Source organism: Amycolatopsis sp. ATCC 39116 (assembly GCF_000231075.2).
Lineage (GTDB): Bacteria > Actinomycetota > Actinomycetes > Mycobacteriales > Pseudonocardiaceae > Amycolatopsis_E > Amycolatopsis_E tucumanensis.
Genome location: NZ_AFWY03000010.1, coordinates 1 through 23,843 on the forward strand (window position 1 = coordinate 1; position 23,843 = coordinate 23,843).

Genomic DNA, 23,843 nt, shown 5'->3' on the forward strand with positions numbered 1-23,843 from the left:
AGCCTCGGCGGCGGCCGCCGGAGCCGCCGCGCGTTGCGACGGCCGCTGGAACCGCTCGGGTGCGGCAGCGGCGACCTGCCCATCAGCGGCGGGCAGGCTTCCGCCGCCGCTCACGGTGACCCGCCGTTCCAGGCGCTCCAACCGCTGCAGCACCGCCGCTTCGCTTTCCGACGCCGACGGCAGCAGCATCCGGGCGCACAACAGCTCCAGCAGCAGCCGCGGCGCGGTGGCGCCCCGCATCTCCAGCAGGCCGTTGTGCACGATCTCCGCGTACCGGGTCAGCGTCGCCAGGCCGGCGCGCTCGGCCTGCGCCGTCATGCGGTCCAGCTCGTCCGCGGGCGCCGACACCAGGTTGCGCGCTGCCGCGTCCGGGACCGACCGCAGCAGCACCAGGTCGCGCAGCCGGTCGAGCAGGTCGCTGGCGAAGCGGCGCGGCTCGTGCCCGGCCTCGACCAGGCGCTCGACCGTGCCGAACACCGCAGCCGAGTCGTCCGCGGCGAGGCCGTCGATCATGTCGTCGATCAGCGCCGAGTCGGTGACGCCGAGCAGCGAGATGGCCCTGTCGTACGTCACGCCGTCCGGGCCCGCGCCGGCAAGCAGCTGGTCCAGCACCGACTGGGTGTCACGCGCCGAGCCGCCGCCCGCGCGGATCACCAGCGGGTACACGGCCGGGTCGACGTGGATGCCCTCGGCCGCGACGTTGCGCTCCAGCAGGTCACGCATCGCGCTCGGCGGGATCAGCCGGAAGGGGTAGTGGTGCGTCCGCGACCGGATGGTGGGCAGCACCTTGTCCGGTTCGGTGGTCGCGAAGATGAAGATCAGGTGCTCCGGCGGCTCCTCGACGATCTTCAGCAGGGCGTTGAAACCCTGCGTCGTGACCATGTGGGCCTCGTCGATGATGAACACCCGGTACCGCGACTCGGCGGGCGCGTAGAAGGCGCGGTCGCGCAGCTCGCGGGCGTCGTCGACACCACCGTGGCTGGCCGCGTCGAGCTCGGTGACGTCGATGCTGCCCGGCCCCTCGGGCGCCAGCGCGCGGCACGAATCGCACTTGCCGCACGGGTCCGGGGTGGGGCCTTCGACGCAGTTCAGCGAGCGGGCCATGATGCGCGCGCTGGACGTCTTGCCGCAGCCGCGCGGCCCGCTGAACAGGTACGCGTGGTTGATGCGGCCCGCGGTGAGGGCGGCGCGCAGCGGTTCGGTGACGTGCTCCTGCCCGACGACCTCGGCGAAGGTCGCCGGACGGTACTTGCGGTAGAGAGCCAGGGCCACGAGGCGAGAGTACCGGCCGCCACCGACAAGCTCGGACTAGCCTGCTGGGCGTGACCCGCCGCTTCTACGACCGGCTGGCCGCGGACTACCACCGCATCTACGCGGACTGGCCGTCGAGCGTCCGCCGTCAGGGCGAAGCGCTGCACCGGCTGCTGGGCGGCTCCCCGCGGCGGGTGCTGGACTGCGCGTGCGGCATCGGCACCCAGGCCGTCGGCCTGGCCGCGCAGGGCCACGAGGTGGTGGGCACCGATCTCAGCCCCGCCGCGCTCGCGCGGGTCACCGGCATCCCGGTCGCCGCCGCCGACATGCGCGCCCTGCCGTTCCCAGCCGCGACCTTCGACGCGGTGGTGTGCGCCGACAACTCACTCCCACACCTGCTGACGCCCGAGGACGTGCGACGGGCGCTCACCGAAATGCACCGCGTCCTGCGCGAACCCGGCCGGCTGATCCTGAGCACCCGCGACTACGACGAGGCAAGACGCACCCACCCCGCCGCCACACCCCCATCAGTGCACGAGGCCCCGGACGGCCGCACGATCACTTTCCAACTCTGGCACTGGCACCCAGACGGCGAGCGCTACGACGTCGAACTGTTCCAGGTACTCCCGAACTTGACGACGAAGGTCCACACGACGACGTACTGGGCGATCACCCGCGCCGAGCTGCAGGGTTTCGCCGAAGCGACAGGCTTCTCCACCCCAACATGGCACGAACCTGAGGAGAGCGGCTTCTTCCAGCCGATCCTGACGGCCGAAACCTGAGCTGGTCCAAACCCAACGCGCCCAGCGCCCGCCAGACCGAGGAGCTCGCACCGTGGGGGTCCGGGGGGTCGCCCCCCGAAAAAACACAGTGGACGAAGTCCCCTTTCAAGAAGGGCGAGGCCTTCATGAAAGGGGACCCCCGCACCCGTCAGAGCCTGCTTATCCTTGCTGCCTTCCGGCCCTGGGGAGGTTCACAGGATGGACGCCGCGGGGGTCCGCCTTCAGTGTACTCAACCGGTCGTCGCACCTGTCGTCAGGTCGTAGACCATGCTGCCGCCCACCGTCTGAGCTGTGAAGTTCTCCGCCACCCACTGCGCGATCTCGCCGGAGCCGCCGCGGCCCATGCCGCCGGAGACGTAGTACGTGATCTCGCCCCGGGCGACGTACTGCTGGAACTCCGCCAGCGTCGGTGCGGGGTCGCCGCCGTTGAAGCCACCGATGGCGATCACCGCGGTGTCGGAGTTCAGCGCGAGGCCGGCCGCGGACTGGGAGCCGTTGGTCGCCGCGGACCACTTGGTGGTGGTCTGCCGGAGCAGCGCGATCAGTTCGGCCGACTCGGCTCCTGCCCGGTCGCCGAAGCCCATCGAGTTGCCGGACGGCCCGGACGTCGGGATGGACCCGGTGTGCCCCTGGCTCGCGGTGACCACGGCGTACGCCCCTGGCGCGAGCAGCCCGGTGATCACCCCGGCGATGGCGAGCACGATCCCCGCGCGCCGGATCCGGTCGAGCCCGAACAGCAGCCCGGCCACCACCAGCGCGGTCAGCACCAGCAGCACCCACCTCAGCCACGGCTGCCAGTCCGGCGTGCGGGCCAGCAGGATGAAGTCCCACACACCGGTCGCCGCGAGCATCAGCGCCAGCACGATCCGCGCGGCGAAGTTGTGCCGTCCGCGCCACAGTTCCACCGCACCGATGCCGACCAGCCCGGCGATGCCCGGGGCGAGCGCCACCGTGTAGTACGGGTGGATCGTGCCGCTCATGAAGCTGAACACCAGCGCGGTGACGACCGTCCAGCCGCCCCACAGCAGCAGCGCGGCACGCGTCCGGTCCAGGCGCGGCGCGAACCGGGTGAACCACAGCCCGGCGGCCAGCGCGATCAGCGCGGCGGGCAGCAGCCACGAGATCTCCACCCCGAACGCGGCGCCGAACATGCGGAACAGGCCGGTCTCGCCGCCGAACATGGTATTGCCGCCCATGCCGCCACCACCGCCACCGTTGCCGTCGCCGCCGAAGATGCGGCCGAGGCCGTTGTAGCCGAAGGCCAGCTCCAAGGGCGTGTTGTCGGTGGACCCGCCGATGTAGGGCCGGGACTCGGTGGGCCACAGCGCGACGGCGACGATCCACCACCCGGTCGCGACGACGAGCGCGACCGCGGCGTAAACCAGCTGAAGCAGCCGCCTGCCCAGCCCGGTCGGCGCGGCGACCAGGTACACCAGCGCGAACGCGGGCAGCACAAGGAACGCCTGCAGCATCTTGGTGAGGAACCCGAACCCGAGCGCGGCGCCGGCGAGCATCAGCCAGACGGTGCTCGCCCGGTCCAGCGCCCGGACGGTGCAGTACGCGCCGGCCACCATCAGCAGCACCAGCAGCGCGTCCGGGTTGTTGAACTTGAACATCAGCGCCGCGACCGGCGTCAGCGCGAGCGCCGCCCCGGCGATCAGCCCGGCCAGCGGACCCGACGTGCGCCGCACCGCGGCGTACAGCAGCGCCACCGAACCCACGCCGCACAACGCGTTGGGCAGCAGCATGCTGAAGCTGGAGAAGCCGAGCAGCCGCCCGGACAGCGCCATCAGCCACAGCGACGCGGGTGGTTTGTCGACGGTGATGACGTTGCCCGGGTCCAGCGACCCGAAGAACAGCGCCTCCCAGTTCTTCGTGCCCGCCTGCACGGCCATGGCGTAGAAGTCGTTGGCGTACCCGGACGCGCTCAGGTTCCACAGGTACAGCGCGGCGGTCGCGACCAGCAGGACGGCGACCGACGGCCGGACCCACGGCGGACGGCCCGCGGTCCGCGTTCGCGCCGCGGCGGGGACCGGCCCGAGGCGGGCCGGATCGGAGGAAACAGCCGCAGTCGACATGTCGAGTCGGTTCTCCTATCGGTTCTTTCGGAAGACCCAGTTGCGGAACAGCAGGAACCGCAGGACGGTCGCGGCCAGGTTGGCCAGCACGAGCACCACCAGCTCGGCGAACCGGCCCGGTTCGGCGCCGGCGTGCAGGAGCGCGAGTGATCCGCTGGTCAGCGCCAGCCCGAGCCCGAAGACGATCAGGCCTTCGAACTGGTGCCGCCCCGCGCCCTTCGACCCGCGCACGCCGAAGGTGAACCGCCGGTTGGCCGCGGTGTTGGCGACCGCGGTGACCAGCAACGCGATCAGGTTCGCGGCCTGCGCGCCGACGCCGGTGCGGAGCAGGACGTAGAGCACCAGGTAGGCCAGGGTGCTGCCGACGCCGATCGCGGCGAACCGGACGAGCTGCCTGGCCAGTTTCGGCGGGACGCCGGGTTCGGTGACGGCGATCGGGTGCCTCCCCAGCTGGGCGCGGATCTGGCTGATGGGCAGGGTGCCGCGGGCGAAGCCGCGGATCATCCTGGCGACGCCCTTGAGGTCCGCGGTGGCGGTGGCGACGATGTCGACCGACGAGTTCGGGTCGTCCACCCAGTCCACCGGCACCTCGTGGATGCGCAGGCCGGAGCGCTGCGCGAGGACGAGCAGCTCGGTGTCGAAGAACCAGCCGGTGTCCTCGACCAGCGGCAACAGCTCGCGGGCGACCTCGGCGCGGATCGCCTTGAAGCCGCACTGCGCGTCGGTGAACCGGGCGGCCAGCGCGCCGCGCAGGATCAGGTTGTAGCAGCGCGAGATGAACTCGCGCTTGGGCCCGCGCACGACCCGGGCGCCGCGGGCCAGCCGGGAGCCGATCGCCAGGTCGGAGTGCCCCGAGATGAGCGGCGCGACCAGTGGGAACAGCGCGGCGAGGTCGGTGGACAGGTCGACGTCCATGTAGGCCAGCACTTGGGCGTCGGAGGCGGACCAGACGGCGTTGAGCGCGCGGCCGCGGCCCTTCTGATCCAGGTGGCGCACCTCGACCTCGGGCAGCTCGGCGGCGAGCGCCCGCGCGATCGACAGCGTCGAGTCGGTGCTCGCGTTGTCGGCGACGGTGATGCGGAACGGGTAGGGCAGCGCGTCGGAGAGGTAGGTGTGCAGGCGGCGCACGCAGGGCGCGAGGTCGGTCTCCTCGTTGTACACGGGGACGACGACGTCGAGGACCGGGGACGTGCTCCGTTGCGGGTCGGCCGGCCGAGGTGCGGGAGAGGCGTCGGCGGAGGTCGTCATGAGCTCGACGGTGGCCCGCCGCGTTGTGGCGATCATGTGCCCGAGCTGTGCGGAGCCTGTGAGCGGCTCCCGAACGGGCTACCTGGGGAAACGCACCGTGAATTTGGTGTGACCCGGCTTGCTTTCGACGCCGACGCGGCCGCGGTGGGCGGCGACGACGGCGGCCACGATCGCCAGCCCGAGCCCGGTGCTGCCGGCCGCGCGGGACCGGGACGTGTCGCCTCGGGCAAACCGCTCGAACACGGTCGGCAGGACCTCCGGCGCGATGCCGGGTCCGTTGTCGGTCACCCGCAGCACGACCTCGTCGCCCTCGACGGCCAGCTTGGTGGTGACCACCGTGTCCGGCGGGGTGTGGGTGCGGGCGTTGTTGAGCAGGTTGAGCACGACCTGGTGCAGCTGGTCGGCGTCGCCGACGACGGTGATCGGGTCGGCAGGCACGTCCAACTGCCACCGGTGGTCCGGCCCGGCGACGTGCGCGTCGGACACCGCGTCGGCGACGATGCGGGACAAGTCGACCGGCTCGTAGACGCGGTGCCGCCCGGAGTCCAGGCGCGCGAGCAGCAGCAGGTCCTCGACCAGGGTGGTCATCCGGGCCGATTCGGACTCGACCCGGCCCATCGCGAACGCGATGTCCGGCGGTACCTGATCACCGCTGCGCCGGGCCAGCTCGGCGTACCCGCGGATGGCCGCGAGCGGCGTGCGCAGCTCGTGGCTCGCGTCGGCGACGAACTGGCGCACCCGGCTTTCGCTGGCCTGCCGCGCGTTCAGCGCCGCGCCGACATGCCCGAGCATCTGGTTGAACGCCGCGCCGACCTTGCCGACCTCGGTGCGGGTGTCGGTGTCCACCGGCGGCACCCGGATCGACAACGCCACCTCACCGCGGTCGAGCTGCAGCTGGGACACCTTCGACGCGGTGTCCGCGAGCCGGTCCAGCGGGCGCATGGTGCGGCGGATGGTGATCGCGCCGAGCCCGCCCGCGATGAGCAGGCCGCCGAGCGCGACCCCGCCGAAGATGAAGCCGAGCCGCCACAGCGTCTCGTTCACCTCCGCCAGCGGCAGACCGGTGATCAGCAGCGCGCCGTCGTGCGCGCGCACCGACACGACCCGGTAGTCGCCCAGGTCGCCGAGGTCGACACTGCGCCGCTTGCCGTCGGCGGGCAGCGCGAGCAGGGTGCGCAGCTCCGCGGACGGCACCGGGTCGCTGGGGAACGGGTTGTCCGAGGAAGTCGAACCCCCGCGCAGCACCCCGGCCCGCACGGCGCCGTCCGGGAACACGACGACGGCCAGCGTGCCGATGCCCTGCCCGGGGACCCGGAGCGAGTCCGGCGGCGGCTGGTTGGGCGAGCCGTTCCAGGAGCCCGGCGGCGGCTGGCGGGTGCCGCGCTCGCTCGCGGCGGCCAGGCGGTCGTCGAGCTGGTGGTAGAGGAAGCTGCGCAGCGCGATTTCGGTGACCAGGCCGACGACCAGGCACACGAGCGCGAGCAGCGCGATGACCTGCGCGATCAGCTTGCCGCGCAGGGAGGAGGGCAGGAGCCGCCGCGGGCGGGCGTGCTCAGCCTGCCGGTTTGAGGACATACCCCGCGCCGCGCATGGTGTGGATCATCGGCTCCCTGCCCGCGTCGATCTTCTTCCGCAGGTAGGAAATGTAGAGCTCCACGATGTTGGCCTGGCCGCCGAAGTCGTAACTCCACACCCGGTCCAGGATCTGGGCCTTGGACAGCACCCGCTTCGGGTTGCGCATCAGGAAGCGGAGCAGCTCGAACTCGGTCGCGGTCAGCGAGACCGGGTCGCCGCCGCGGAACACCTCGCGGCTGTCCTCGTCCAGGGTCAGGTCGCCGACCGTCAGCGTCGAGCCCTCGTTGGCGGACACCACCCGCGAGCGGCGCAGCAGCGCACGCAGCCGCAGCACGACCTCTTCCAGGCTGAACGGCTTGGTCACGTAGTCGTCGCCGCCCGCGGTCAGGCCGGCGATGCGGTCCTCGACCGCGTCCCGCGCGGTGAGGAACAGCACGGGCAGGTGCGGCGCCTCGGCACGCAGCTTGCTCAGCACTTCCAGGCCGCTGAAGTCGGGCAGCATCACGTCGAGGACGACGGCGTCCGGGCGGAAGTCGCGGGCCACGCGGACCGCCTCGGTGCCGGTGCCCGCGCTGCGGGTCTCCCAGCCCTCCATGCGCAGGGCCATCGACACCAGCTCGGCCAGGGTCTCCTCGTCGTCGACCACGAGGACGCGCACCGCCGAGCCGTCTGGGTGCTTGAGATCGGCCTTGCCCACACCGGACGTCGCGGCGTTCATGCTGGTCATGGTCCCATCTTCGACCGCTCCGGTGGGTCTTCCCTGTGACCCGTCTGTGTGTTCCCTGTGAGCGGTGGACGCGCACAGGGTCCGCCCACCTCGCACACAGCCTCCGCACAGCCGGGCCGCCGAACCTGTGGGGTGGCAGGGGCGGACCCTGCCGCGACCGAACGCGAAAGGGACACGATGAGCACGGAGCCGACGACCACCGAGGCACCTGCCGCCGCGTGGGGCGACCCGCAACCGCCCGCGCCGAAGTGGTCCGGCAGGAAGACCGCGATCGCCGCGGCCGTCGCGGTCGTCATCGCCGCCGTCGGCGGAGTCGCGATCTACGCGGGCACCTCGTCCGAGGCGAACCAGCAGGGCGGGATGGGTGGCTTCCCCGGCGGCGGACGCATGATGGGTGGCGCCGGCGGCACCGCGTCGATCCTGCGCGAGGCGCTGCACGGCGACTTCACGGTGTCGGCCGACGGCGGCTACGCCATCGAGCGGTTCCAGACCGGAGAGGTCAGCGCGCTGAGCGCCACCTCGATCACGGTCAAGAGCAAGGACGGCTACACCCAGACCTACGTGATCGACTCGTCGACGGAGAAGGCGGGCAACCTGGCGACCGGCTCGACGGTCACGGTGCTGGCGAAGGTCTCCGGCGACACCGCCACCGCCACGTCGATCACGGACGGCTCGGCCCAGCAGGGCTTCCCCGGTGGACAGCAGGGCGGCTTTCCTGGTGGTCAGGGCGGGTTTCCGGGCGGCGGCAGCAGGCCGTCCAACTGATCCGGCAGGCGCTTCCGGGTCGTCCGGCGACCCGGAAGCGCCACTCGCCCGGATGTGGTCAATAACACACGAGTTTCGATAATCCCGGATCAGCGCAGGTCGAACTGGCCCGCCTTGACCCCTTCGAGGAAGGCCGCCCACTCGCCGGCGTCGAACACGAACACCGGGCTGCTCGCCAGCTTGGTGTCGCGGACCCCGACCAGCCCCGGCGCGGCCATGTTGACCTCCACGCAGTTCCCGCCGTTGGGCTCGCTGGCGAAGGACTTCTGCCACTTCGACTCGTCGAACAGGTGCGCCGCCGTCTGCGGGTCGTAATCCACCGGTCGCGGGTATTCCGGCATCAGTCCCTACCTCCGTGCCTGAGGTCCCGTCCCGCCGCGTGGCGAAGCGGGGCGATCCCTGGTCCTTTCGTTGGAACCACGTGGGTCCAGTCGGGTGATGCAAACTTTGACCACTCGACACTGGGATTATTCCAGGAGTAGGATTATTCCCGCCGGTCGGGTCGATCACAGACCCGAGTCGCGTGTTCTGGGGGAGGTCGACGGTGCTCGGAGTGGATGTCGCGGAGCGGCCCGCGGCCCCGTGCCGGCCGGACCCGTTCGTGGTCGTCGGCAAGGTCAACGGCCGGGACGAGGCCGCTCGCGTGGGCAGCCCGGCGGAAGCGCTTTCCCGGATGCTCGGCTGGCTCGCGGCGGACGCCGACGCCTCGGCGGTCTGGTACCTGCGCGAGGACTGGCCGGGCCCGGTCACCGTGATCGGCAGGCCGGCCCCCGGCACCGTGCGCGAGACCCGGCGCTGCGCGCACCTGTTCCCGCTCGAACCCGGCACGGTCCTGCGCGGCGCGCTGACCGCCGGCTGCGGCGCGCGCCTCCGGCTGCCGGAGATCGAATGGCTGCCCATCGGCGCCGGCATGCCGTGCGAGCACTGCCTCGCCGCGGCGGGCGTCTGCCGGAATCCCCGGCCGCTACTGGAAGGGGGACGGAGATGACCGTCCGGATCCTGACCGACTCGACGGCTCCGCACCGGAGCGAGCCCGCGGTGCACACGCCCGGCCGCCGCCGGTGGACGCTGCTGCCGCGCTCGTTCCGGCGGCACTGGCACGCGTGGCGGCACAACGCGGAACTGGCGCTGCCCCGGCCCCGCGGCTGACGGCTACTGCCCCGCCGCGCAACCGCAGCACCGCGTCGCCGAACCGGTACTCGTAGCGGCACTCCTCGCCGACCGCGGGCGGTTTCGGCAGATCCTGGCGGTCATCCCCGCTTCCGGCCCACTCCGCACCACCCGATCGACATCGACGGGTTCGCCACGAAGTTCTGCGTCACCGGGGACGGCGCCTCGTCCAGCCGCCACTGCGGCAGCCACACCACGCCCGGCTCCACCATCTCGAAGTCGCCGAAGAACGACACGATCTCGTCGTGCCGCCGGGAGAACGCGGGCGTGCCGGACTTCTCGTACAGCTCGAACGCCGCCCGGATGCTCGCCGCGTACTCCGCTGGCACGTCCAGGTCGTCGAACGTCGCGTGGGAGATCACCAGGTACGAGCCGGCGGGCAGGCGCGCGCGGTAACGGGCCAGCATTTCGCCTGCCGGCTCGGCGTTCGGGATGAAGTGCAGCGCCGCGCAGAAGATCAACGCGATCGGCCGGGTCCGGTCGAGCACTCCGGCGCCCATCGCGGCCTGCCACACGGCGTCCGGGTCGCGCTGGTCCGCGCGGACGATCGCGTGCCGCTCGGGGTCGCCCTCGCGCTCCAGCAGCAGCTGCCCGTGTGCGACGGCGACCTGTTCGCGATCCACGTACACGCACCGGCTGCGCGGGTCGAGCGCGTCGGCGATCCGGTGCACGGTGCCGACCGTCGGCCCGCCGGAGCCGACGTCGAGGAACTGGTCGATCCCGTTGCGCACGCAGTACCGCAGGACCCGTTCCAGGAACTCCAGGTTGGCGCGCGCGATCAGGGGCGCGAACGGGACCTCGGCCAGGACCTTGTCCCCGAGGACGCGGTCCATCGCCCAGTTCCCCGTGCCGCCCAGGTAGTAGTCGTACATCCGGACGGCGTTGGGACGGTCCAGGTCCACGTTGTCCTGATCCGGTTCAGCCACGCCCAACCCCCGACAAGTTGATCTTGGTCGAAGCCTAGGCTCCCATGGCCACGCGGTACTGATCGGCCATGTTCTTCAGGAACTCGCGCGTCTCCTGCCGTTCCAGCGCCGCGCCGCGCAGGCGGTCCCACGCGTCGACGAACAGCTGGAAGTCCTTCTGGTCGTCCAGGTAGATCCCGCCCGCCGAGTGTTCGATGTAGACGAAGTCACGGGTGCGGTCGGGGAAGCGCATGATCGTGAAGTCGTTGGGCACCGCGGCCAGCCTGGCCCCGAACGGCAGCACGTGGATGTACACCCGCTGGCGCCGGTCCAGCTCCAGCAGGTGCTCGATCTGGTCCAGCATCACGGCGGGCGCACGACCGCCGGGCGCGCGGTGCAGCGCGGCCTCGCTGATGATGAACCGGTAGTACGGCGGCTGCGGCTGGTCGAAGACGGCCTTGCGGTCCAGCCGGTTGCGCACCAGCGACGTCACGTCGGTGGCGCCGAACTCGGTGAACTGCTTGAGCATGTAGTGCTCGGACTGCAGCGGGCCGGGGATGCGCTCGCCGTGCCACGTCATGATCTCGACGGCGGCCGGCTCGAGGTCGGTGAACGTCCGGAACCAGTGCGGCACGACGGACCGGTAGCCGGACCAGGCGCCCCGCTGCCCGGCCGCGGCGCGCGCCAGGCTCATGAGCGCCTCCGACTCGTCGCCGTTGATGCCGAACGCCTCCAGCATGGTGCGCACGTCGCCGAGCTTGACGCCCACCGCGCCGGACTCGATCTTGTTGACCTTGCCCTGCGTGCACCCGAGCACTTCGGCGACCTGCTGCTGGGTCATCTTCGCGGCCAGTCGCGCGTGCCGGAGCTCGTTGCCGAGTTGCTTGCGACGGGAAGTAACGGTGCTAGCCATTGCCTATTTCCGCGCCCTCACCCGCTCCACGGCACCTCGTCCCGCCTCGTCCCCTCGTAGTGGAACCCATGACCGTACTCCATGCCGCACCGTAGCGCGGCGATGACTGGATGGAGTTTGGCAGGAAAAGTGGTTGAACGCTAGTTACTCACGCGTTCACCTGCGGGAACAGGGCTTCGCGCTAGGGTGCGGAGAGAGCTTCGAGAGGGAAGGCTGCGCATGAGCAAGAAGGCGAGCATCGGCGTCACGGGCCTGGCCGTCATGGGCCGGAACCTGGCGCGCAACCTGGCGCGGCACGGGCACACCGTCGCCCTGCACAACCGCTCGGAACAGCGCACACGCGACCTGGTGGAGCAGTTCGGCGACGAAGGCGAATTCATCCCCACCTACTCCGCGCAGGAGTTCGTGAACGCGCTCGAGCGGCCGCGCAAGCTGGTGATCATGGTCAAGGCCGGCGCCCCGACGGACGCGGTCATCGAGGAGTTCGCGCCGCTGCTGGAAGAGGGCGACGTGATCGTCGACGCGGGCAACGCGCACTTCGCCGACACCCGGCGGCGCGAGGCCGCCCTGCGCGAGCGCGGGCTGCACTTCGTCGGCACCGGCGTCTCCGGCGGCGAGGAGGGCGCGCTGCACGGGCCGAGCATCATGCCCGGCGGTTCGAAGGAGTCCTACGAGTCGCTCGGCCCGCTGTTCGAGAGCATCTCGGCCAAGGTCGACGGCGACCCGTGCTGCACCCACATCGGCCCGGACGGCGCCGGGCACTTCGTGAAGATGGTGCACAACGGCATCGAGTACTCCGACATGCAGCTGATCGCGGAGTCGTTCGACCTGCTGCGCGGCGCGCTCGGGTACGAGCCAGCGCAGATCGCGGAGGTGTTCCGCACCTGGAACACCGGCAGGCTGGACTCGTACCTGATCGAGATCACCGCCGAGGTGCTGGCGCACACCGACGCCGCGACCGGCAAGCCGTTCGTCGACGTGGTCACCGACCAGGCCGAGCAGAAGGGCACCGGCCGCTGGACCGTGCAGATCGGCCTGGACCTCGGTGTGCCGATCAGCGGCATCGCGGAGGCGGTGTTCGCGCGGTCGCTGTCCGGCAGCGCGGACCTGCGCGCGGCCAGCCGTGGCCTGCCCGGCCCGTCGCGCGCCCCGCTGACCGGCGCGGCGGCGGAGACCTTCGCCGACGACGTCGAGCGCGCGCTGTACGCGTCGAAGATCGTCGCCTACGCGCAGGGCTTCAACCAGATCCAGGCGGGCGGCGCGGAGTACGGCTGGGACATCGACCTCGGCGCGCTGGCCGCGATCTGGCGCGGCGGCTGCATCATCCGGGCGAAGTTCCTGGACGACATCCGCTCCGCCTACGCGGCCGAGCCGGGCCTGCCGACGTTGCTCACGGCGGGCGACTTCCGCAAGGCCGTGGAGGACGCGCAGGACTCGTGGCGGTCGGTGATCTCCACCGCGGTCCGGCTGGGCATCCCGACGCCGGGCTTCTCGACCGCGCTGGCCTACTACGACGGCCTGCGCGCCGAGCGTCTCCCGGCCGCCCTGGTGCAGGGGCAGCGCGACTTCTTCGGCGCGCACACCTACCGCCGGGTCGACCGGGAGGGCTCGTTCCACACCCGCTGGGCCGAGGACGGCCGCCCCGAGGTCGGGGCATAGCTGGACGCGAAGCGTCGCCGTCGAGGGTGGTGACGGGGAGCCGGCCTGATCGGCGCGTGACGGGCGTCCGCGCGGCGCCCGTCACGCGTCCGGGAACATGCCCCGCAGCATCTCGCGGATCTGCCCCTCGACGGCGTCCTTCGTGATGCCGAGTTCGGTGAGCACCTCGTAGGCGGGCCCCTCGGCCTGGTCGAGCAGGGCGAGCAGCATGTGCTCGGTGCCGACGTAGTTGTGCCCCAGCCGCAGGGCTTCGCGCACGGTGAGCTGGATGACCTTGCGGCCGTCCTGGCTGAACGGGATGTGCGCGGGCAGCTCGCCGTCCACCGGCGGCGGGAGGGTCGCGTTGACCCGTTCGCCGACCGATTCCGGTGTGACGCCGAGGTTTTCCACCGCCTTCGCGGCGAGGCCGTCCCGCTCGCCGATCACGCCGATCAGGATGTGCGTGGTCTCGATCTGCTCGTTGCCCGCGCCGCGGGCCACCTTCTCGGCGTTCACGACCGCCCGGCGGGCGCGCTCGGTGAAGCGGCTGAAGGCCTCCATGCCGGCGCCGGGGGAATCCTTCGGCACGAACCGCTTCTGCGCCGCCTGCTTGGAAACGCCCATGCTGGCGCCGATCTCCGTCCACGACGCGCCGCTCCGCCGTGCCTGGTCGACGAAGTGGCCGATCAGGTGGTCGGCGACGTCGCCGAGGTGCTCACCGAGGAGCACCGCGTCGGAGAGCTGCTGGAGGGGATCGGAGTCCGGGTGCTGCCGCTTGATGGCCTCGATCAAGTCGTCGAGGCGAACTGAACTGGTCATGCGTCAACCCTAGGTTGACGGTGTTGGAGTCGTCAACCCGGGGTTGACGTTTTCGCCTGAGGCGAACTGAGATCAACCGCCTCGTCGGCGCTTCCCGTCCGTTTCTCTGGCGTGACCGGGAGGGCACCTCTGTTTCCCGGCCCACGCCGTGCCAATCGGCCCGATTTCGACGCACGCGCGGAAAACACGTGGCGCCGCCTAGGCGAACGGCAGCCCCACGTAGTTCTCCGCCACGCTGGTCGCCGCGGCGCGGGAGGACGCCGTGTACCGCAGTTGCGACAGCTGGAGCCGCCGGGTGAAGTCGTCCGCCGAGGGGTCAACGTGCAGCATCGAGGTCATGTACCAGGAGAAGTGCTCGGCCCGCCACACGCGCCGCAGACAGGTGTCCGAGTAGGACTCCGCCAGCTCGCTCCGCTTGTGCTGCAACAGTTCCACCAGCGCACGGGACAGCACGCGCACGTCGGCGACGGCCAGGTTCATGCCCTTCGCCCCGGTCGGCGGCACGATGTGCGCCGCGTCGCCGGCGAGGAAGAGCCGTCCGTACTGCATGGGCTCGGTGACGAAGCTGCGCATCGGCGTGATGCCCTTGTCCAGGATCGGCCCCTCACGCAGCACGAAGTCGTGCGCGTTCGTGGTGAGCCGGACGTCCAGCTCGGACCAGATGCGATCGTCGGACCAGTTCTCGATCTTCTCGTCGCTGGGCACCTGCAGGTAGAGCCGCGTGATCTCCGGCGAGCGCATGCTGTGCAGGGCGAACCCGCGCTCGTGGTGGGTGTAGATCAGCTCCTCGTGCGACGGCGGGGTCTGCGCCAGCACCCCCAGCCACGCGAACGGGTACTCGCGGTCGAAGGTCTTGACCTTGTCCGCGGGGATCGTCGGGCGGCTGACGCCGTGGAAGCCGTCGCACCCGGCGATCACGTCGCACGCCAGGGTCTGCGCCGCGCCGTCGGAGTCCCGGTAGGTGATGCGCGGGTTGTCGGTGTCCACGTCGTGCAGTTCGACGTCGCTGACCTCGAACCGGATCGGGTAGCCCTTGGCCTCGTGCGCGGCGATCAGGTCCTTGACGATCTCCTGCTGCCCGTACACCGTGATCGACTTGCCGGTCAGCTCGGTGAGCGCGATTCGGTGGTCCTGCCCGTCGAACCGCAGCGAAAACCCGTGGTGCGGCAGGCCTTCGGCGTCCAACCGCGTGCCGACGCCGATCTCCCGCAGCAGCTCGACCGTCGGGTGCTCGCAGACCCCGGCGCGCACCCGCTTCTCCACGTAGGCGCGGCTGCGCGTCTCGAGGACCACGGCGTCGACACCCTCGGCGTGCAGCAGGTACGACAAGAGCAGACCAGCCGGCCCGGCGCCGATGATCCCGACCTGTGTGCGCGTCACTGCGTCCTCCAAACTCCGCTGTTCCGGCACCCAGCATGCGGGTCGGCCCGGGCCGTGGGCCAGCAGGGCTTCCACTCAGTGGGAGCTCAGTGCTGCTCGGCGAGCCAGTCGTCGAACGTCGTCGGCGCGAGCCGGGCGCCCTCGCCGGGCAGCATCACCTCACCGGCCATCTCCGGCCCGAACAGGCCGGACCAGGTCGGCACGAACTTCGCCGACCGGCCGCGCGCCGCATACGTGCGGCGCGCCATGTCGACGAGGTCCTGCGGCTCCGGACCGGCGAGATCGAGGCGGTCGCGGAGCGGTTCGCCGGTGGCGACCTCGGCGAGCACGGCGGCCACGTCCCCTGGGGCGATCGGCTGCACCAGCAGCGGCGCGATGGTCACGACCCCGTCCTGCTCACCCCAGCCCGCGGCCATCTCGGCGAAGTCGTGGAACTGGGCGGCGCGGACGATCGACCACGGCACCCCGCCGGCGGCGACCAGGCCCTCCTGCTCGCGCTTGCCCGCGTAGTGCGCGTTGCCCTCGACGCGGTCGACGCCGAGGATCGACAGCAGGACGTGGTGCCGCACGCCGGCGCGTTCCTCGGCGGCGAGCAGGTTGCGCGTGGCGTTCCCGAAGTAGGCCACCGTTTCGTCTCTGCTCATCGGTGGCGCGCTGAGGGCGTCGACGACCGCGTCGACGCCGGTCAGGGCGTCGTCCAGGCCCGCGCCGGTGGCGAGGTCGACCCCAAGTGAGCGGCTGATCCGCACGACCTCGTGCCCGTCCCGCTCGAGCGCGGCCACGGTGCGACTGCCGATGTTGCCAGTGGCTCCGGCGACTGCGATTCGCATTGCTTCCTCCTATTGTGGATTTCTCGGGTCCATAATATCGGAGATACACTGTGGTTGTGAAGCTGCCATCGAGCACCGAGTGGGTTCTGCACTGCGCCACCTCGCTGGCGCAGCTCGAGCCGGGGTCCACCGCGTCGACGGCGCAGCTCGCGGAGTACTTCGACCTGCCGGCGCCCTACCTCGCCAAGCAGCTGAAAGCGCTGGTCCGGGCCGGTGTGCTGACGGCGACGACCGGCCCCCGCGGCGGCTTCCGGTTGGCCAGGCCCGCGTCGGAGATCACACTGCTGGAGATCGTCGAGGCGGTCGATGGGGCGTCCGCGCCGTACGAGTGCCGGGAGATCCGGCAGCGGGGCAGGGGCGCGCTGCCGCCCGAGGACTGCCGGGACACGTGCGTGCTGGCCGCGAAGATGGCGGAGGCCCACGAGGCCTGGCGGGCCAGCCTGGCGGCGCAGTCCCTCGGCGACATCGTGGCCGGGCTGCCGGAGTGGGCGCCCGAACGCACGCGCCGCCTGCTGACCGGCATCACCCCGGCGCGGCGGATCAGCTGAGGCCTGGCTCAGCTGGGCCGAGGTGCCCCGGACGCGCCCAGCCCCCGAGATCCCCTCGGCTCAACTGGGGGCGTCGCAGCGTCCACCGCTCGCTGGCGCCGGCATCACACCAGCCCGCAAAACCCAACCCCCCTCAGCTGGGCTGCCGCAAGGCGCGGGGTGCCCCCAAGGTCCGCGAAATCCCCCGCGCCGCCGCCCGCACGGCCGGCACCATCGACCTCGGATCCGGCCCAGCGGCCGGGATGACGATCGAGATCGCCGCCACCACCGCGTCGTCGGCCCCGTACACCGGCGCCGCCACGGACAGGGACACCATCTCCACCTGCCGGTCGCTGATCACGTACCCGTCGCGCCGCACGTCGGCCAGTACCCGGCGCAGCTCGTCGGCCCCGGTGATCGTCTTGGGCGTGTACCGGCGCAGCGGCGCGGCCAGCACCTGTTCCTGCACGTCGGACGGCGCGTGCGCGAGCAGCACCAGCCCGACGCCGGTCGCGTGCGCCGCCAGCCGCCCGCCGGGGCGGGACACGATGCTCACCGCGTTGCGCCCGGAGATCCGCTCCACGTACACGACGTCCGGCACGTCGAGCACCGCGAGCTGCACGTTCTCGTGCGTGGCCTCGTACAGGTCCTCCAGGAACGGCATCGCCGCGTCACGCAGCACCGGCCCGCGCGGGGACAGCGACGCGACCTCCCACAGCCACAGCCCGACCCGGTACTGCCCGTCGTCCTGCCGCTCCAGCGCCCCGCGCCGCGCCAGCTCGCCGACCAGCCGGTGGGTGGTCGACAACGGCAGCCCGGTCCGGCGGCTCAGCTCGGACAGCGTCATCGCCGGACGTTCGGGGGTGAACGCGGCCAGCACGTCCAGCACGCGGTCGACGACCGAGGGCGCCTGCGCCGATGTGTGCCGCATCAGCCCAGGTTAACGGCCCCACACGAGCTCGGCGGTTTCGACGATCCGCTCCAGCTTCGCCTTCTGCTCGTCCTGGGTGAGGTCGTTGCCCTCCTCCGTCGAGGAGAACCCGCACTGCCCGGACAGGCACAGCTGGTCCAGGTCGACGTAGCGCGCCGCCTCGTCGATGCGCCGCCGCAGCGAGTCGACCGACTCCAGCTCGCCGCGTTTGGTGGTGACCAGGCCGAGCACGACGTACTTGCCCTTCGGCACGAACCGCAGCGGCTCGAACCCGCCGGAGCGCTCGTCGTCGAACTCCAGGAAGTAGCCGTCCACCTCCAGCTCGTTGAACAGCGCGTCGGCGACGAAGTCGTACCCGCCGGAGGCCACCCACGAGGAGCGGAAGTTGCCGCGGCACAGGTGGGTGGTGACGGTCAGCCCCTCCGGGCGGCCGGCCAGCGCGGCGTTCATCGTCTTGATGTTGCGCACGTGCTGCTTGTCCGGGTCGCCGCCCATCTCCGCGACGAGCTGCCGCTGCGCCGGGTCGTTGAGGTAGGCGAGGCTGGTGTCGTCGAGCTGCAGGTAGGTGCAGCCCAGCTCGGCCATCCCGGCGATCTCCTTGGCGTACGCGTCGGCCAGATCGCGGTAGAACTCCTCCAGGTCGGGGTAGACCTGCTCGGAGACGGCGCGGCGACCGCCCCGGTAGTAGATCATGCTGGGCGACGGGATGGTCTGCTTCGGCGTCTGGGTGTCGTCCACAATGGACTTGAGGAACGCGAAGTGGTCACCGAAGATCGTGCCGGACAGCCCGACCTTGCCGTCCACCTTCAGCCCGGCCGGGCTGAACTCGATGTCCCCGGCCGCGTTGTGGAACTTGACGTGCAGCTTCTCGTCGCTGCGGGAGATCCCGTCGAGGGCGTAGATGAAGTCCATGTGCCAGGAGGCGCGGCGGAATTCGCCGTCGGTGGCCGAGCGCAGCCCGACCTCGCGCTGCATCGCGACGACGTCGCGGATGGCGCTGTCCTCCACGGCCTTCAGGTCGCCGGCGCCGATGGCGCCCTTGGCGAAGTCCTCGCGGGCCCGGTGGAGTTCGGCGGGCCGCAGCAGGCTGCCCACGTGATCGGCGCGGAACGGCGGTGTCGTGCGCACAGTCATGCCCCGATCTTCGGGCAGCGCACCACCGCGCACAAGCCCGCCTTCCGCCCCGCGGCAACCCCCTTGCGAGCCGCGGGGCGGAGGCCGCGATCAGGCCGGCGGGCCGAGCACGACGACCGAGTTGTGGCCGCCCATGCCGAGCGACGACTTCACGGTCAGGCCATCACCGATCGGCACCCGGCCGGTGAGCAGCTGCGGGTGCCCCTTGGCCACCGCGGGCGGCGCCGGGACGTACCCGCGGTCGTACCCGAGCGCGGCGACCGACACCTCCACCGCCGAGGCCGCGCCCTGGCAGTGCCCGACGAGCGGCTTGACCGAGTACACCCCGGTCGACGACCCGAACTCCTCTTCGAGGATGGTCGCCTCGGCGGTGTCGCACTGCTTGGTCCCCGGCCCGTGCGCGTTGAGGTAGCGCACCGCCGCGGCGGGCACCCCGGCGTTGGCCAGCGCGTCCCGGAAGCAGCCGCGGACCTGGCCGAGGTCCGGGTCGACCGAGGTCACGTGGTACCCGTCGTGCGTCATCGCGCCGCCGAGGGCGACCGCGTACGGCCGGGTCGCGTTCCGCGACAGCACGAACGCGACGGACGCCTCGCCCATCAGGAAGCCGCGGCTGCCCTCCTGGAACGGACGGCACGCCTCGAGCGGCTCGGTGTCGGTCACCGCCACCCCGAGCCGCACGAAGTGCAGGACGTTCTCCGGCGTCGCGGAGATGTCGGTGGCGACGAACACCACGTCGTCCACGATGCCGGCGTCCAGCCAGGCCTTGGCGGTGAGCAGCCCGGCGTTGCCGGAGGCGCACATGGCCGAGACGTTCATCGCCGGGCCGTGGAACCCGTACTCCTGCATGAAGGTGGACATCGGCGTGGACGGCATCAGCCCGAGGTACTCGCGGGGCCGCAGGTCACGGCCCCGGTCGAGGTAGAACTCCCGCCAGAGGTCCACCTCGCCGAGCACCACCGCGTGCAGGAGTCCGACGCGCTTCCCGGGCTGCCAGCCGCGCTCCCCCGCGTCGGCGATCGCCTCCCTGGCGGCGGCCCGCATCGCCCGCGCGAACCGGCTCGGTCCGTCCATCGGGTTACCGCCGTCGGTCACCTTCGCCACCCAGCCGGGTTCGTCCGGGTGGGCGCCGTACCCGGCTTCCAGCCCGGCCGCGGGCTTGCCGGACGTCAGGCCGTCCCACAGCTGCTCGCGGCCCCAGCCGTAGCCGGTGACCGCTCCGATTCCGCAGATTGCCATTTGCCGCGAGTCCATCGCACTCGCCCCTCCTTCGTCATTGCCTCTACGATCCGTCCCGAGGAACGGACTCGTTCCAAGCCAACGTCGAGCAGCCGGAAGGGCATAACCGAGCGCAGTCCGCTGCCGGAGATTGGTGCACAAGGACCACGGTGAAGCGGCCGAATGGTGTAATCGGACAGCAGAAGATGCTCGGCGGATCGGACGGAAGATGGAGCCAAACGCCAACCCCGGGGAAGGCGTGGCCGGCCTGTCCGTCGATCATGAACAGGTGATCGACCTGGCCCTGTCCGCCGATCGCGCCGTGATCTGGTCCTTCGGCTTCGCCGACGACGTCCTCACCTGGCGGCCCGGCCTCGACCGCCTGCTCGCGCTGCCCGGCGCGCCCGACGCGGAGATCCGCGCGCGGCTCGCCGAGTTGGTCGAGCCGCTGATGCTGGCCGCCCGCACCGCGCCGGTGTGGCACGACCTGGAGCTGGAGCAGCCCTACGAGACGCCGGCGGGCGACTCGCGGTGGATCCGGTTCCGCGCCCGCACGTTCGACGGCGGGCTGTTCGGCATCGCCACGGACGTCACCGACCGGCACGAGGACCGCCGTGAGCTCGCCGACCTCGCCGACCGCTACCGCCTGCTGGTCGAGCTGAGCCCGGACGGCATCGTCGTGCACCAGTACGGCGTGCTGACCTACGCCAACCCCGCCGCGGTCCGGTTCGTCGGGGCCATCACCGCGTCCGAGCTGATCGGGCGCCCGATCACCGACTTCGTGGATCCGCCGTCGGTGCCGTCGATGCTGCGCCGGATCGCCGGGCTGAGCGAGCCGGGCGCCACGTCCGAGCCGGCGGAGGCGGTGCTGACCAGGCTCGACGGCGAGCGGATCGCCGTGGAGTCGGTGTCGGTGCGCACGACCTGGGAGGGCAAGCCGGCCTTCCAGGTGATCATGCGCGACGTCAGCGCGCAGAAGGCCGCCGAGGCCGCGTTGCGCTACCAGGCCGCGCTCGTCCAGCACGTCAGCGACGCGCTGATCGCGACCGACGCGCGGGGCCGCGTGACCAGCTGGAACCCGGCGGCCGAGAACATCTACGGCTGGCGCGCGGCCGACGCGCTGGGCCAGGAGGTCGGCCGGCTGGTCGGCGCGCCGCTCGACCCGGCCGACGTGCTCGCCCACGGCGGCGTCGCGCAGACGACCCACCGCGCCGCGGACGGCTCCGCGCTGGCGGTGCGGGTGTCGGCGGCCGAGATGGACGACGGCTACGTGCTGGTGTGCGCGGACGAGACCGCCCGCCGCCGCGCGGAACGCCAGTTCAGCACGGTTGTCGCGGCCCTGGACGAGGGTGTGCTGGTGATCGGCCCGAACGGCCGGGTGATGTCGGCGAACCCGGCGGCCGAGCACATCCTCGGCGCCACCGAGGCGGAGCTGATGGCCACGCCGCCGGACAACTGGCCGCTCTACGACGAGGACGGGCGGCGGCTCGACCCGTCGGAGTACCCGTCCGCGCAGCTGCGCCGCGGCGGCGAGCCGCAGCAGGGCCGGGTGATGCGGGCCAAGCGCGCGGACGGCCGGATCGTGTGGCTGTCGGTGTCCTGCCGGGCGATGAACCCGGAGGACATGGCCTCCTCGGCGTTCGTGCTGTCGTTCAGCGACATCACCGAGCGCAAGGCGATCGGCGAGCGGCTCGCGCACGACGCCACGCACGACCCGCTGACCGGGCTGGCCAACCGCACGCTCGTGCTGCAGCGGCTCAACGCGGCCCTGCACGAGGAGGGTTACGGCGCCACCGCGGTGCTGTTCATCGACCTGGACAAGTTCAAGGTCATCAATGACTCGCTCGGTCACACGATCGGCGACCGGGTGCTGCAGATCGCCGGCGAGCGGCTGCGGCACGCGGTGCGCGCCGGGGACGTGGTGGGGCGGCTCGGCGGGGACGAGTTCGTGGTGATCGCGTTCGGCGTGCACGACGAGTCCGGGGTGCGCGCGCTGACCAACCACATCCGGGACGCGGTGACCACGCCGATCTCGGTCGACGGGCGCCGCCTGCACGTCGACGCGAGCATCGGGATCGTGCTGACCGGCCCCGGCGACCAGCGTGAGGCTGACGAGCTGCTGCGCGACGCGGACGTCGCGATGTACCACGCGAAGACGCTGGGCCGCGGCCGCTACGAGTTCTTCGACGTCGAGCTGCGGATGCGGATGCAGCGGCGCCTGCGGCTCGAGCAGGACCTGCGCGACGCGGTCCGGCACGGCCGCCTGTGGGCCGCCTACCAGCCGGTCGTCGACCTGCGCACCGACGAGATGGTCGCGGTCGAGGGCCTGCTGCGCTGGACGCACCCGGTGCACGGGCCGATCTCGCCCGCGGAGTTCATCCCGCTGGCCGAGGAGAGCGACCTGATCAACCTGCTCGGCTCGCACATGCTGCGGGAGACCACCCGGGAGGTGGCGTCGCGCCGGGCGCGGGGCGCGAAGGTCGGGCTGAAGATCAACCTGTCCACCCGGCAGCTCGACGACCCGGCGCTGGTGCTGGCCGTGGAGGAGGCGCTGGCGGTGACCGGGCTGCCCGCGGACGCGCTGTGCCTGGAGATCACCGAGAGCGCGCTGATGCGGGATTCCACGGTCACCAGCAAGACGCTGGCCGCGCTGCGCGAGCTCGGGGTGTGCCTGGCGATCGACGACTTCGGCACCGGTTACTCGTCGCTGGCGCAGCTGCAGCGGCTGACGCTGGACACGTTGAAGATCGACCGGTCCTTCATCACCGGGCTGGGCGAGTCCGGGGACGCCGAGGTGATCGTCACGAGCATCATCGCGATGGCCCACGCCGTGCACCTGACCGTCGTCGCGGAGGGCGTGGAGAACGCCAAGCAGCTGGAGATCCTCAAGCGGCTCGGCTGCGACCAGGCCCAGGGCTACTACCTGGGCCGGCCGCTCCCGGCCGCCGAGCTGTGGTCCTGATCGTCGGCGCGGCTGCCGCGGAAGGTGTAGCGGTAGCCGCTCGGTGAGACGCCCAGCGCGGCCTGCAGGTGCTGGCGCAGCGAACCGGCGCTGCCGAACCCGGCGTCCTCGGCGACCCGGTCGATCGGCAGGTCGGTCTCCTCCAGCAGCTGGCGGGCGCGTTCGACGCGCTGCTGCGTGAGCCACTGCCCCGGCGAGAGGCCGACCTCCTCCCGGAAGCGGCGGGTGAAGGTGCGCACGCTCATCGACTCGCGGGCGGCGAGCTGCCGCAGCGTCAGCGGACGGTGCAGGTTCTCCAGCGCCCACGCCCGCGCCGCGCCGGTCGAGGACACCGTCGGCTGCGGCACCGGCCGGGGGATGTACTGGGCCTGGCCGCCCTCGCGGTGCGGCGCGACGATCGTGCCGCGCGCGACCTCGTTGGCCACCGCGGCGCCGTGGTCGCGGCGGATCATGTGCAGGCACAGGTCGATGCCGGACGCGACGCCGGCCGAGGTCAGCACGTTGCCGGACTCGGTGTAGAGGACGTTCGGGTCGACCTGCACGCGCGGGTACAGGGTGCGCAGGTCGTCGGCGGACTGCCAGTGCGTGGTGGCGGGGCGGCCGTCGAGCAGCCCGGCCGCGGCGAGGACGAACGCGCCACTGCAGATGGACGCGATGCGGGTGCCCGGCGCGATGGCCCCGAACGCGTCGGCGAGCGGGCCCTGCAGCGGACCGCCGGGCTGCGGGCCGTAGTCCTCGTCGGAGGAGGACACGACGACCGTGTCGGCCTCGGCCAGTGCGTCCAGGCCGTGCTCGACGTTGACCGTGAAGTCGGCGTCGGTGCGCACCACGCCGGGGTGGAGGGTGCAGGTGAGCACCTCGTACAGCGGTTCGTCGCCCGCCCTGGCCTGCCCGAACAGCCGGTGCACGATCCCGACCTCGATCGGCAGCAGACCGTCGCGGACCAGCACGGCCACCCGGTGCCTGCCGTCGTTCGCGAAAACCGTCATGGCC

General features: G+C 71.7%; 22 protein-coding genes and 1 other RNA gene. 7 read left to right on the forward strand and 16 right to left on the reverse strand.

Features of this window, described 5'->3' with window-relative positions:
* A partial coding sequence (locus AMY39116_RS0313890; protein WP_020418247.1) for a DNA polymerase III subunit gamma and tau occupies positions 1-1,272 on the reverse strand: 1,272 nt, incomplete at its 3' end.
* A gap of 50 nt (positions 1,273-1,322) precedes the next feature.
* On the opposite strand from AMY39116_RS0313890, the gene AMY39116_RS0313895 reads away from it, so the two are divergent.
* A complete protein-coding gene (locus tag AMY39116_RS0313895; protein ID WP_020418248.1) occupies positions 1,323-2,033 on the forward strand; it encodes a class I SAM-dependent methyltransferase in 711 nt (236 codons plus the stop codon).
* A 125-nt stretch (positions 2,034-2,158) separates the two neighbouring features.
* Here AMY39116_RS0313895 and ffs read toward each other — a convergent pair.
* The 5 genes from ffs to AMY39116_RS0313915 all read right to left on the reverse strand — a co-directional run bounded on the left by ffs (position 2,159) and on the right by AMY39116_RS0313915 (position 7,661).
* An RNA gene (ffs, locus tag AMY39116_RS45000) (signal recognition particle sRNA small type) lies at positions 2,159-2,255 on the reverse strand.
* An 8-nt stretch (positions 2,256-2,263) separates the two neighbouring features.
* A complete protein-coding gene (locus tag AMY39116_RS0313900; protein ID WP_020418249.1) occupies positions 2,264-4,111 on the reverse strand; it encodes a glycosyltransferase family 39 protein in 1,848 nt (615 codons plus the stop codon).
* Positions 4,112-4,126: 15 nt separating this feature from the next.
* Positions 4,127-5,359 (reverse strand): bifunctional glycosyltransferase family 2/GtrA family protein, encoded by a 1,233-nt coding sequence (locus AMY39116_RS0313905; RefSeq protein ID WP_027935902.1) that lies wholly within the window; start codon positions 5,357-5,359, stop codon positions 4,127-4,129.
* 78 nt (positions 5,360-5,437) lie between these two features.
* The gene (locus AMY39116_RS0313910) at positions 5,438-6,934 is read right to left on the reverse strand and encodes a HAMP domain-containing sensor histidine kinase (RefSeq protein WP_020418251.1); all 1,497 of its coding nucleotides are present in this window, start codon (positions 6,932-6,934) and stop codon (positions 5,438-5,440) included.
* A complete protein-coding gene (locus tag AMY39116_RS0313915) occupies positions 6,912-7,661 on the reverse strand; it encodes a response regulator transcription factor (RefSeq protein ID WP_020418252.1) in 750 nt (249 codons plus the stop codon). Before AMY39116_RS0313915 ends, AMY39116_RS0313910 begins: the two co-directional genes overlap by 23 nt.
* Before the next feature lie 177 nt (positions 7,662-7,838).
* Here AMY39116_RS0313915 and AMY39116_RS0313920 point away from each other — a divergent pair, with 177 nt between their 5' ends.
* On the forward strand, positions 7,839-8,426 hold the full coding sequence (locus AMY39116_RS0313920; protein WP_020418253.1) for a hypothetical protein: 588 nt from the start codon (positions 7,839-7,841) through the stop codon (positions 8,424-8,426).
* Positions 8,427-8,515: 89 nt separating this feature from the next.
* Here AMY39116_RS0313920 and AMY39116_RS0313925 read toward each other — a convergent pair whose 3' ends face one another.
* Positions 8,516-8,767 carry a DUF397 domain-containing protein gene (locus AMY39116_RS0313925; protein ID WP_020418254.1) on the reverse strand — a complete coding sequence of 84 codons (252 nt, stop codon included), beginning with the start codon at positions 8,765-8,767 and terminating at the stop codon, positions 8,516-8,518.
* 203 nt (positions 8,768-8,970) lie between these two features.
* Here AMY39116_RS0313925 and AMY39116_RS44700 point away from each other — a divergent pair, with 203 nt between their 5' ends.
* Together AMY39116_RS44700 and AMY39116_RS46815 are read left to right on the forward strand one after the other, a co-directional pair.
* Entirely contained in the window at positions 8,971-9,414 is a 444-nt protein-coding gene (locus AMY39116_RS44700; protein WP_027935904.1) for a hypothetical protein, read from the forward strand.
* Positions 9,411-9,575 (forward strand): hypothetical protein, encoded by a 165-nt coding sequence (locus AMY39116_RS46815; protein WP_020418256.1) that lies wholly within the window; start codon positions 9,411-9,413, stop codon positions 9,573-9,575. Before AMY39116_RS44700 ends, AMY39116_RS46815 begins: the two co-directional genes overlap by 4 nt.
* Positions 9,576-9,676: 101 nt before the next feature.
* Here the strand turns inward: AMY39116_RS46815 and AMY39116_RS0313940 are convergent, their stop codons facing one another.
* Entirely contained in the window at positions 9,677-10,522 is an 846-nt protein-coding gene (locus tag AMY39116_RS0313940; protein WP_027935905.1) for an SAM-dependent methyltransferase, read from the reverse strand.
* A gap of 34 nt (positions 10,523-10,556) precedes the next feature.
* Complete coding sequence (locus AMY39116_RS0313945; RefSeq protein ID WP_027935906.1) at positions 10,557-11,414, reverse strand: helix-turn-helix transcriptional regulator; 858 nt, start codon at positions 11,412-11,414, stop codon at positions 10,557-10,559.
* A gap of 219 nt (positions 11,415-11,633) precedes the next feature.
* Between AMY39116_RS0313945 and gndA the strand changes: the two genes are divergently transcribed.
* The gene (gndA, locus tag AMY39116_RS0313950; RefSeq protein ID WP_020418259.1) at positions 11,634-13,073 is read left to right on the forward strand and encodes an NADP-dependent phosphogluconate dehydrogenase; all 1,440 of its coding nucleotides are present in this window, start codon (positions 11,634-11,636) and stop codon (positions 13,071-13,073) included.
* A gap of 81 nt (positions 13,074-13,154) precedes the next feature.
* Here gndA and AMY39116_RS0313955 read toward each other — a convergent pair whose 3' ends face one another.
* The 3 genes from AMY39116_RS0313955 to AMY39116_RS0313965 all read right to left on the reverse strand — a co-directional run bounded on the left by AMY39116_RS0313955 (position 13,155) and on the right by AMY39116_RS0313965 (position 16,081).
* Positions 13,155-13,871: a Clp protease N-terminal domain-containing protein gene (locus AMY39116_RS0313955; RefSeq protein ID WP_020418260.1), complete on the reverse strand. Its 717-nt coding sequence runs from the start codon at positions 13,869-13,871 to the stop codon at positions 13,155-13,157.
* 198 nt (positions 13,872-14,069) lie between these two features.
* Positions 14,070-15,251, reverse strand: coding sequence for a 4-hydroxybenzoate 3-monooxygenase (gene pobA, locus AMY39116_RS0313960; RefSeq protein ID WP_020418261.1), 1,182 nt, complete (start codon positions 15,249-15,251; stop codon positions 14,070-14,072).
* Between the two features lie 86 nt (positions 15,252-15,337).
* Entirely contained in the window at positions 15,338-16,081 is a 744-nt protein-coding gene (locus tag AMY39116_RS0313965) for an SDR family oxidoreductase (RefSeq protein WP_020418262.1), read from the reverse strand.
* 56 nt (positions 16,082-16,137) lie between these two features.
* Between AMY39116_RS0313965 and AMY39116_RS0313970 the strand changes: the two genes are divergently transcribed.
* Positions 16,138-16,629 carry an Rrf2 family transcriptional regulator gene (locus AMY39116_RS0313970; RefSeq protein WP_020418263.1) on the forward strand — a complete coding sequence of 164 codons (492 nt, stop codon included), beginning with the start codon at positions 16,138-16,140 and terminating at the stop codon, positions 16,627-16,629.
* Between the two features lie 133 nt (positions 16,630-16,762).
* Here the strand turns inward: AMY39116_RS0313970 and AMY39116_RS0313975 are convergent, their stop codons facing one another.
* The 3 genes from AMY39116_RS0313975 to AMY39116_RS0313985 all read right to left on the reverse strand — a co-directional run bounded on the left by AMY39116_RS0313975 (position 16,763) and on the right by AMY39116_RS0313985 (position 19,924).
* Positions 16,763-17,539, reverse strand: coding sequence for an IclR family transcriptional regulator (locus tag AMY39116_RS0313975; protein ID WP_020418264.1), 777 nt, complete (start codon positions 17,537-17,539; stop codon positions 16,763-16,765).
* A gap of 9 nt (positions 17,540-17,548) precedes the next feature.
* Entirely contained in the window at positions 17,549-18,673 is a 1,125-nt protein-coding gene (locus AMY39116_RS0313980) for a 5-methyltetrahydropteroyltriglutamate--homocysteine S-methyltransferase (RefSeq protein WP_020418265.1), read from the reverse strand.
* A 90-nt stretch (positions 18,674-18,763) separates the two neighbouring features.
* Positions 18,764-19,924: a beta-ketoacyl synthase N-terminal-like domain-containing protein gene (locus AMY39116_RS0313985; RefSeq protein ID WP_027935907.1), complete on the reverse strand. Its 1,161-nt coding sequence runs from the start codon at positions 19,922-19,924 to the stop codon at positions 18,764-18,766.
* Positions 19,925-20,117: 193 nt separating this feature from the next.
* Between AMY39116_RS0313985 and AMY39116_RS0313990 the strand changes: the two genes are divergently transcribed.
* Entirely contained in the window at positions 20,118-22,850 is a 2,733-nt protein-coding gene (locus AMY39116_RS0313990; RefSeq protein WP_027935908.1) for an EAL domain-containing protein, read from the forward strand.
* Here AMY39116_RS0313990 and AMY39116_RS0313995 read toward each other — a convergent pair.
* On the reverse strand, positions 22,808-23,839 hold the full coding sequence (locus AMY39116_RS0313995; RefSeq protein ID WP_020418268.1) for a helix-turn-helix domain-containing protein: 1,032 nt from the start codon (positions 23,837-23,839) through the stop codon (positions 22,808-22,810). The two genes, AMY39116_RS0313990 and AMY39116_RS0313995, sit on opposite strands and share 43 nt — an antisense overlap.
* Positions 23,840-23,843 lie beyond the last annotated feature (4 nt).

Excerpts from the sequence above, each read along its gene's own strand:
- AMY39116_RS0313900 (WP_020418249.1), bottom strand. The coding sequence starts at position 4,111 with ATGTCGACTGCGGCTGTTTCCTCCGATCCGGCCCGCCTCGGGCCGGTC.
- AMY39116_RS0313905 (WP_027935902.1), bottom strand. The coding sequence starts at position 5,359 with ATGACGACCTCCGCCGACGCCTCTCCCGCACCTCGGCCGGCCGACCCG.
- AMY39116_RS0313910 (WP_020418251.1), bottom strand. The coding sequence starts at position 6,934 with ATGTCCTCAAACCGGCAGGCTGAGCACGCCCGCCCGCGGCGGCTCCTG.
- AMY39116_RS0313915 (WP_020418252.1), bottom strand. The coding sequence starts at position 7,661 with ATGACCAGCATGAACGCCGCGACGTCCGGTGTGGGCAAGGCCGATCTC.
- AMY39116_RS0313920 (WP_020418253.1), top strand. The coding sequence starts at position 7,839 with ATGAGCACGGAGCCGACGACCACCGAGGCACCTGCCGCCGCGTGGGGC.
- AMY39116_RS0313925 (WP_020418254.1), bottom strand. The coding sequence starts at position 8,767 with ATGCCGGAATACCCGCGACCGGTGGATTACGACCCGCAGACGGCGGCG.
- AMY39116_RS46815 (WP_020418256.1), top strand. The coding sequence starts at position 9,411 with ATGACCGTCCGGATCCTGACCGACTCGACGGCTCCGCACCGGAGCGAG.
- AMY39116_RS0313945 (WP_027935906.1), bottom strand. The coding sequence starts at position 11,414 with ATGGCTAGCACCGTTACTTCCCGTCGCAAGCAACTCGGCAACGAGCTC.
- gndA (WP_020418259.1), top strand. The coding sequence starts at position 11,634 with ATGAGCAAGAAGGCGAGCATCGGCGTCACGGGCCTGGCCGTCATGGGC.
- AMY39116_RS0313955 (WP_020418260.1), bottom strand. The coding sequence starts at position 13,871 with ATGACCAGTTCAGTTCGCCTCGACGACTTGATCGAGGCCATCAAGCGG.
- AMY39116_RS0313965 (WP_020418262.1), bottom strand. The coding sequence starts at position 16,081 with ATGCGAATCGCAGTCGCCGGAGCCACTGGCAACATCGGCAGTCGCACC.
- AMY39116_RS0313975 (WP_020418264.1), bottom strand. The coding sequence starts at position 17,539 with ATGCGGCACACATCGGCGCAGGCGCCCTCGGTCGTCGACCGCGTGCTG.
- AMY39116_RS0313980 (WP_020418265.1), bottom strand. The coding sequence starts at position 18,673 with ATGACTGTGCGCACGACACCGCCGTTCCGCGCCGATCACGTGGGCAGC.
- AMY39116_RS0313985 (WP_027935907.1), bottom strand. The coding sequence starts at position 19,924 with ATGGACTCGCGGCAAATGGCAATCTGCGGAATCGGAGCGGTCACCGGC.
- AMY39116_RS0313990 (WP_027935908.1), top strand. The coding sequence starts at position 20,118 with ATGGAGCCAAACGCCAACCCCGGGGAAGGCGTGGCCGGCCTGTCCGTC.
- AMY39116_RS0313995 (WP_020418268.1), bottom strand. The coding sequence starts at position 23,839 with ATGACGGTTTTCGCGAACGACGGCAGGCACCGGGTGGCCGTGCTGGTC.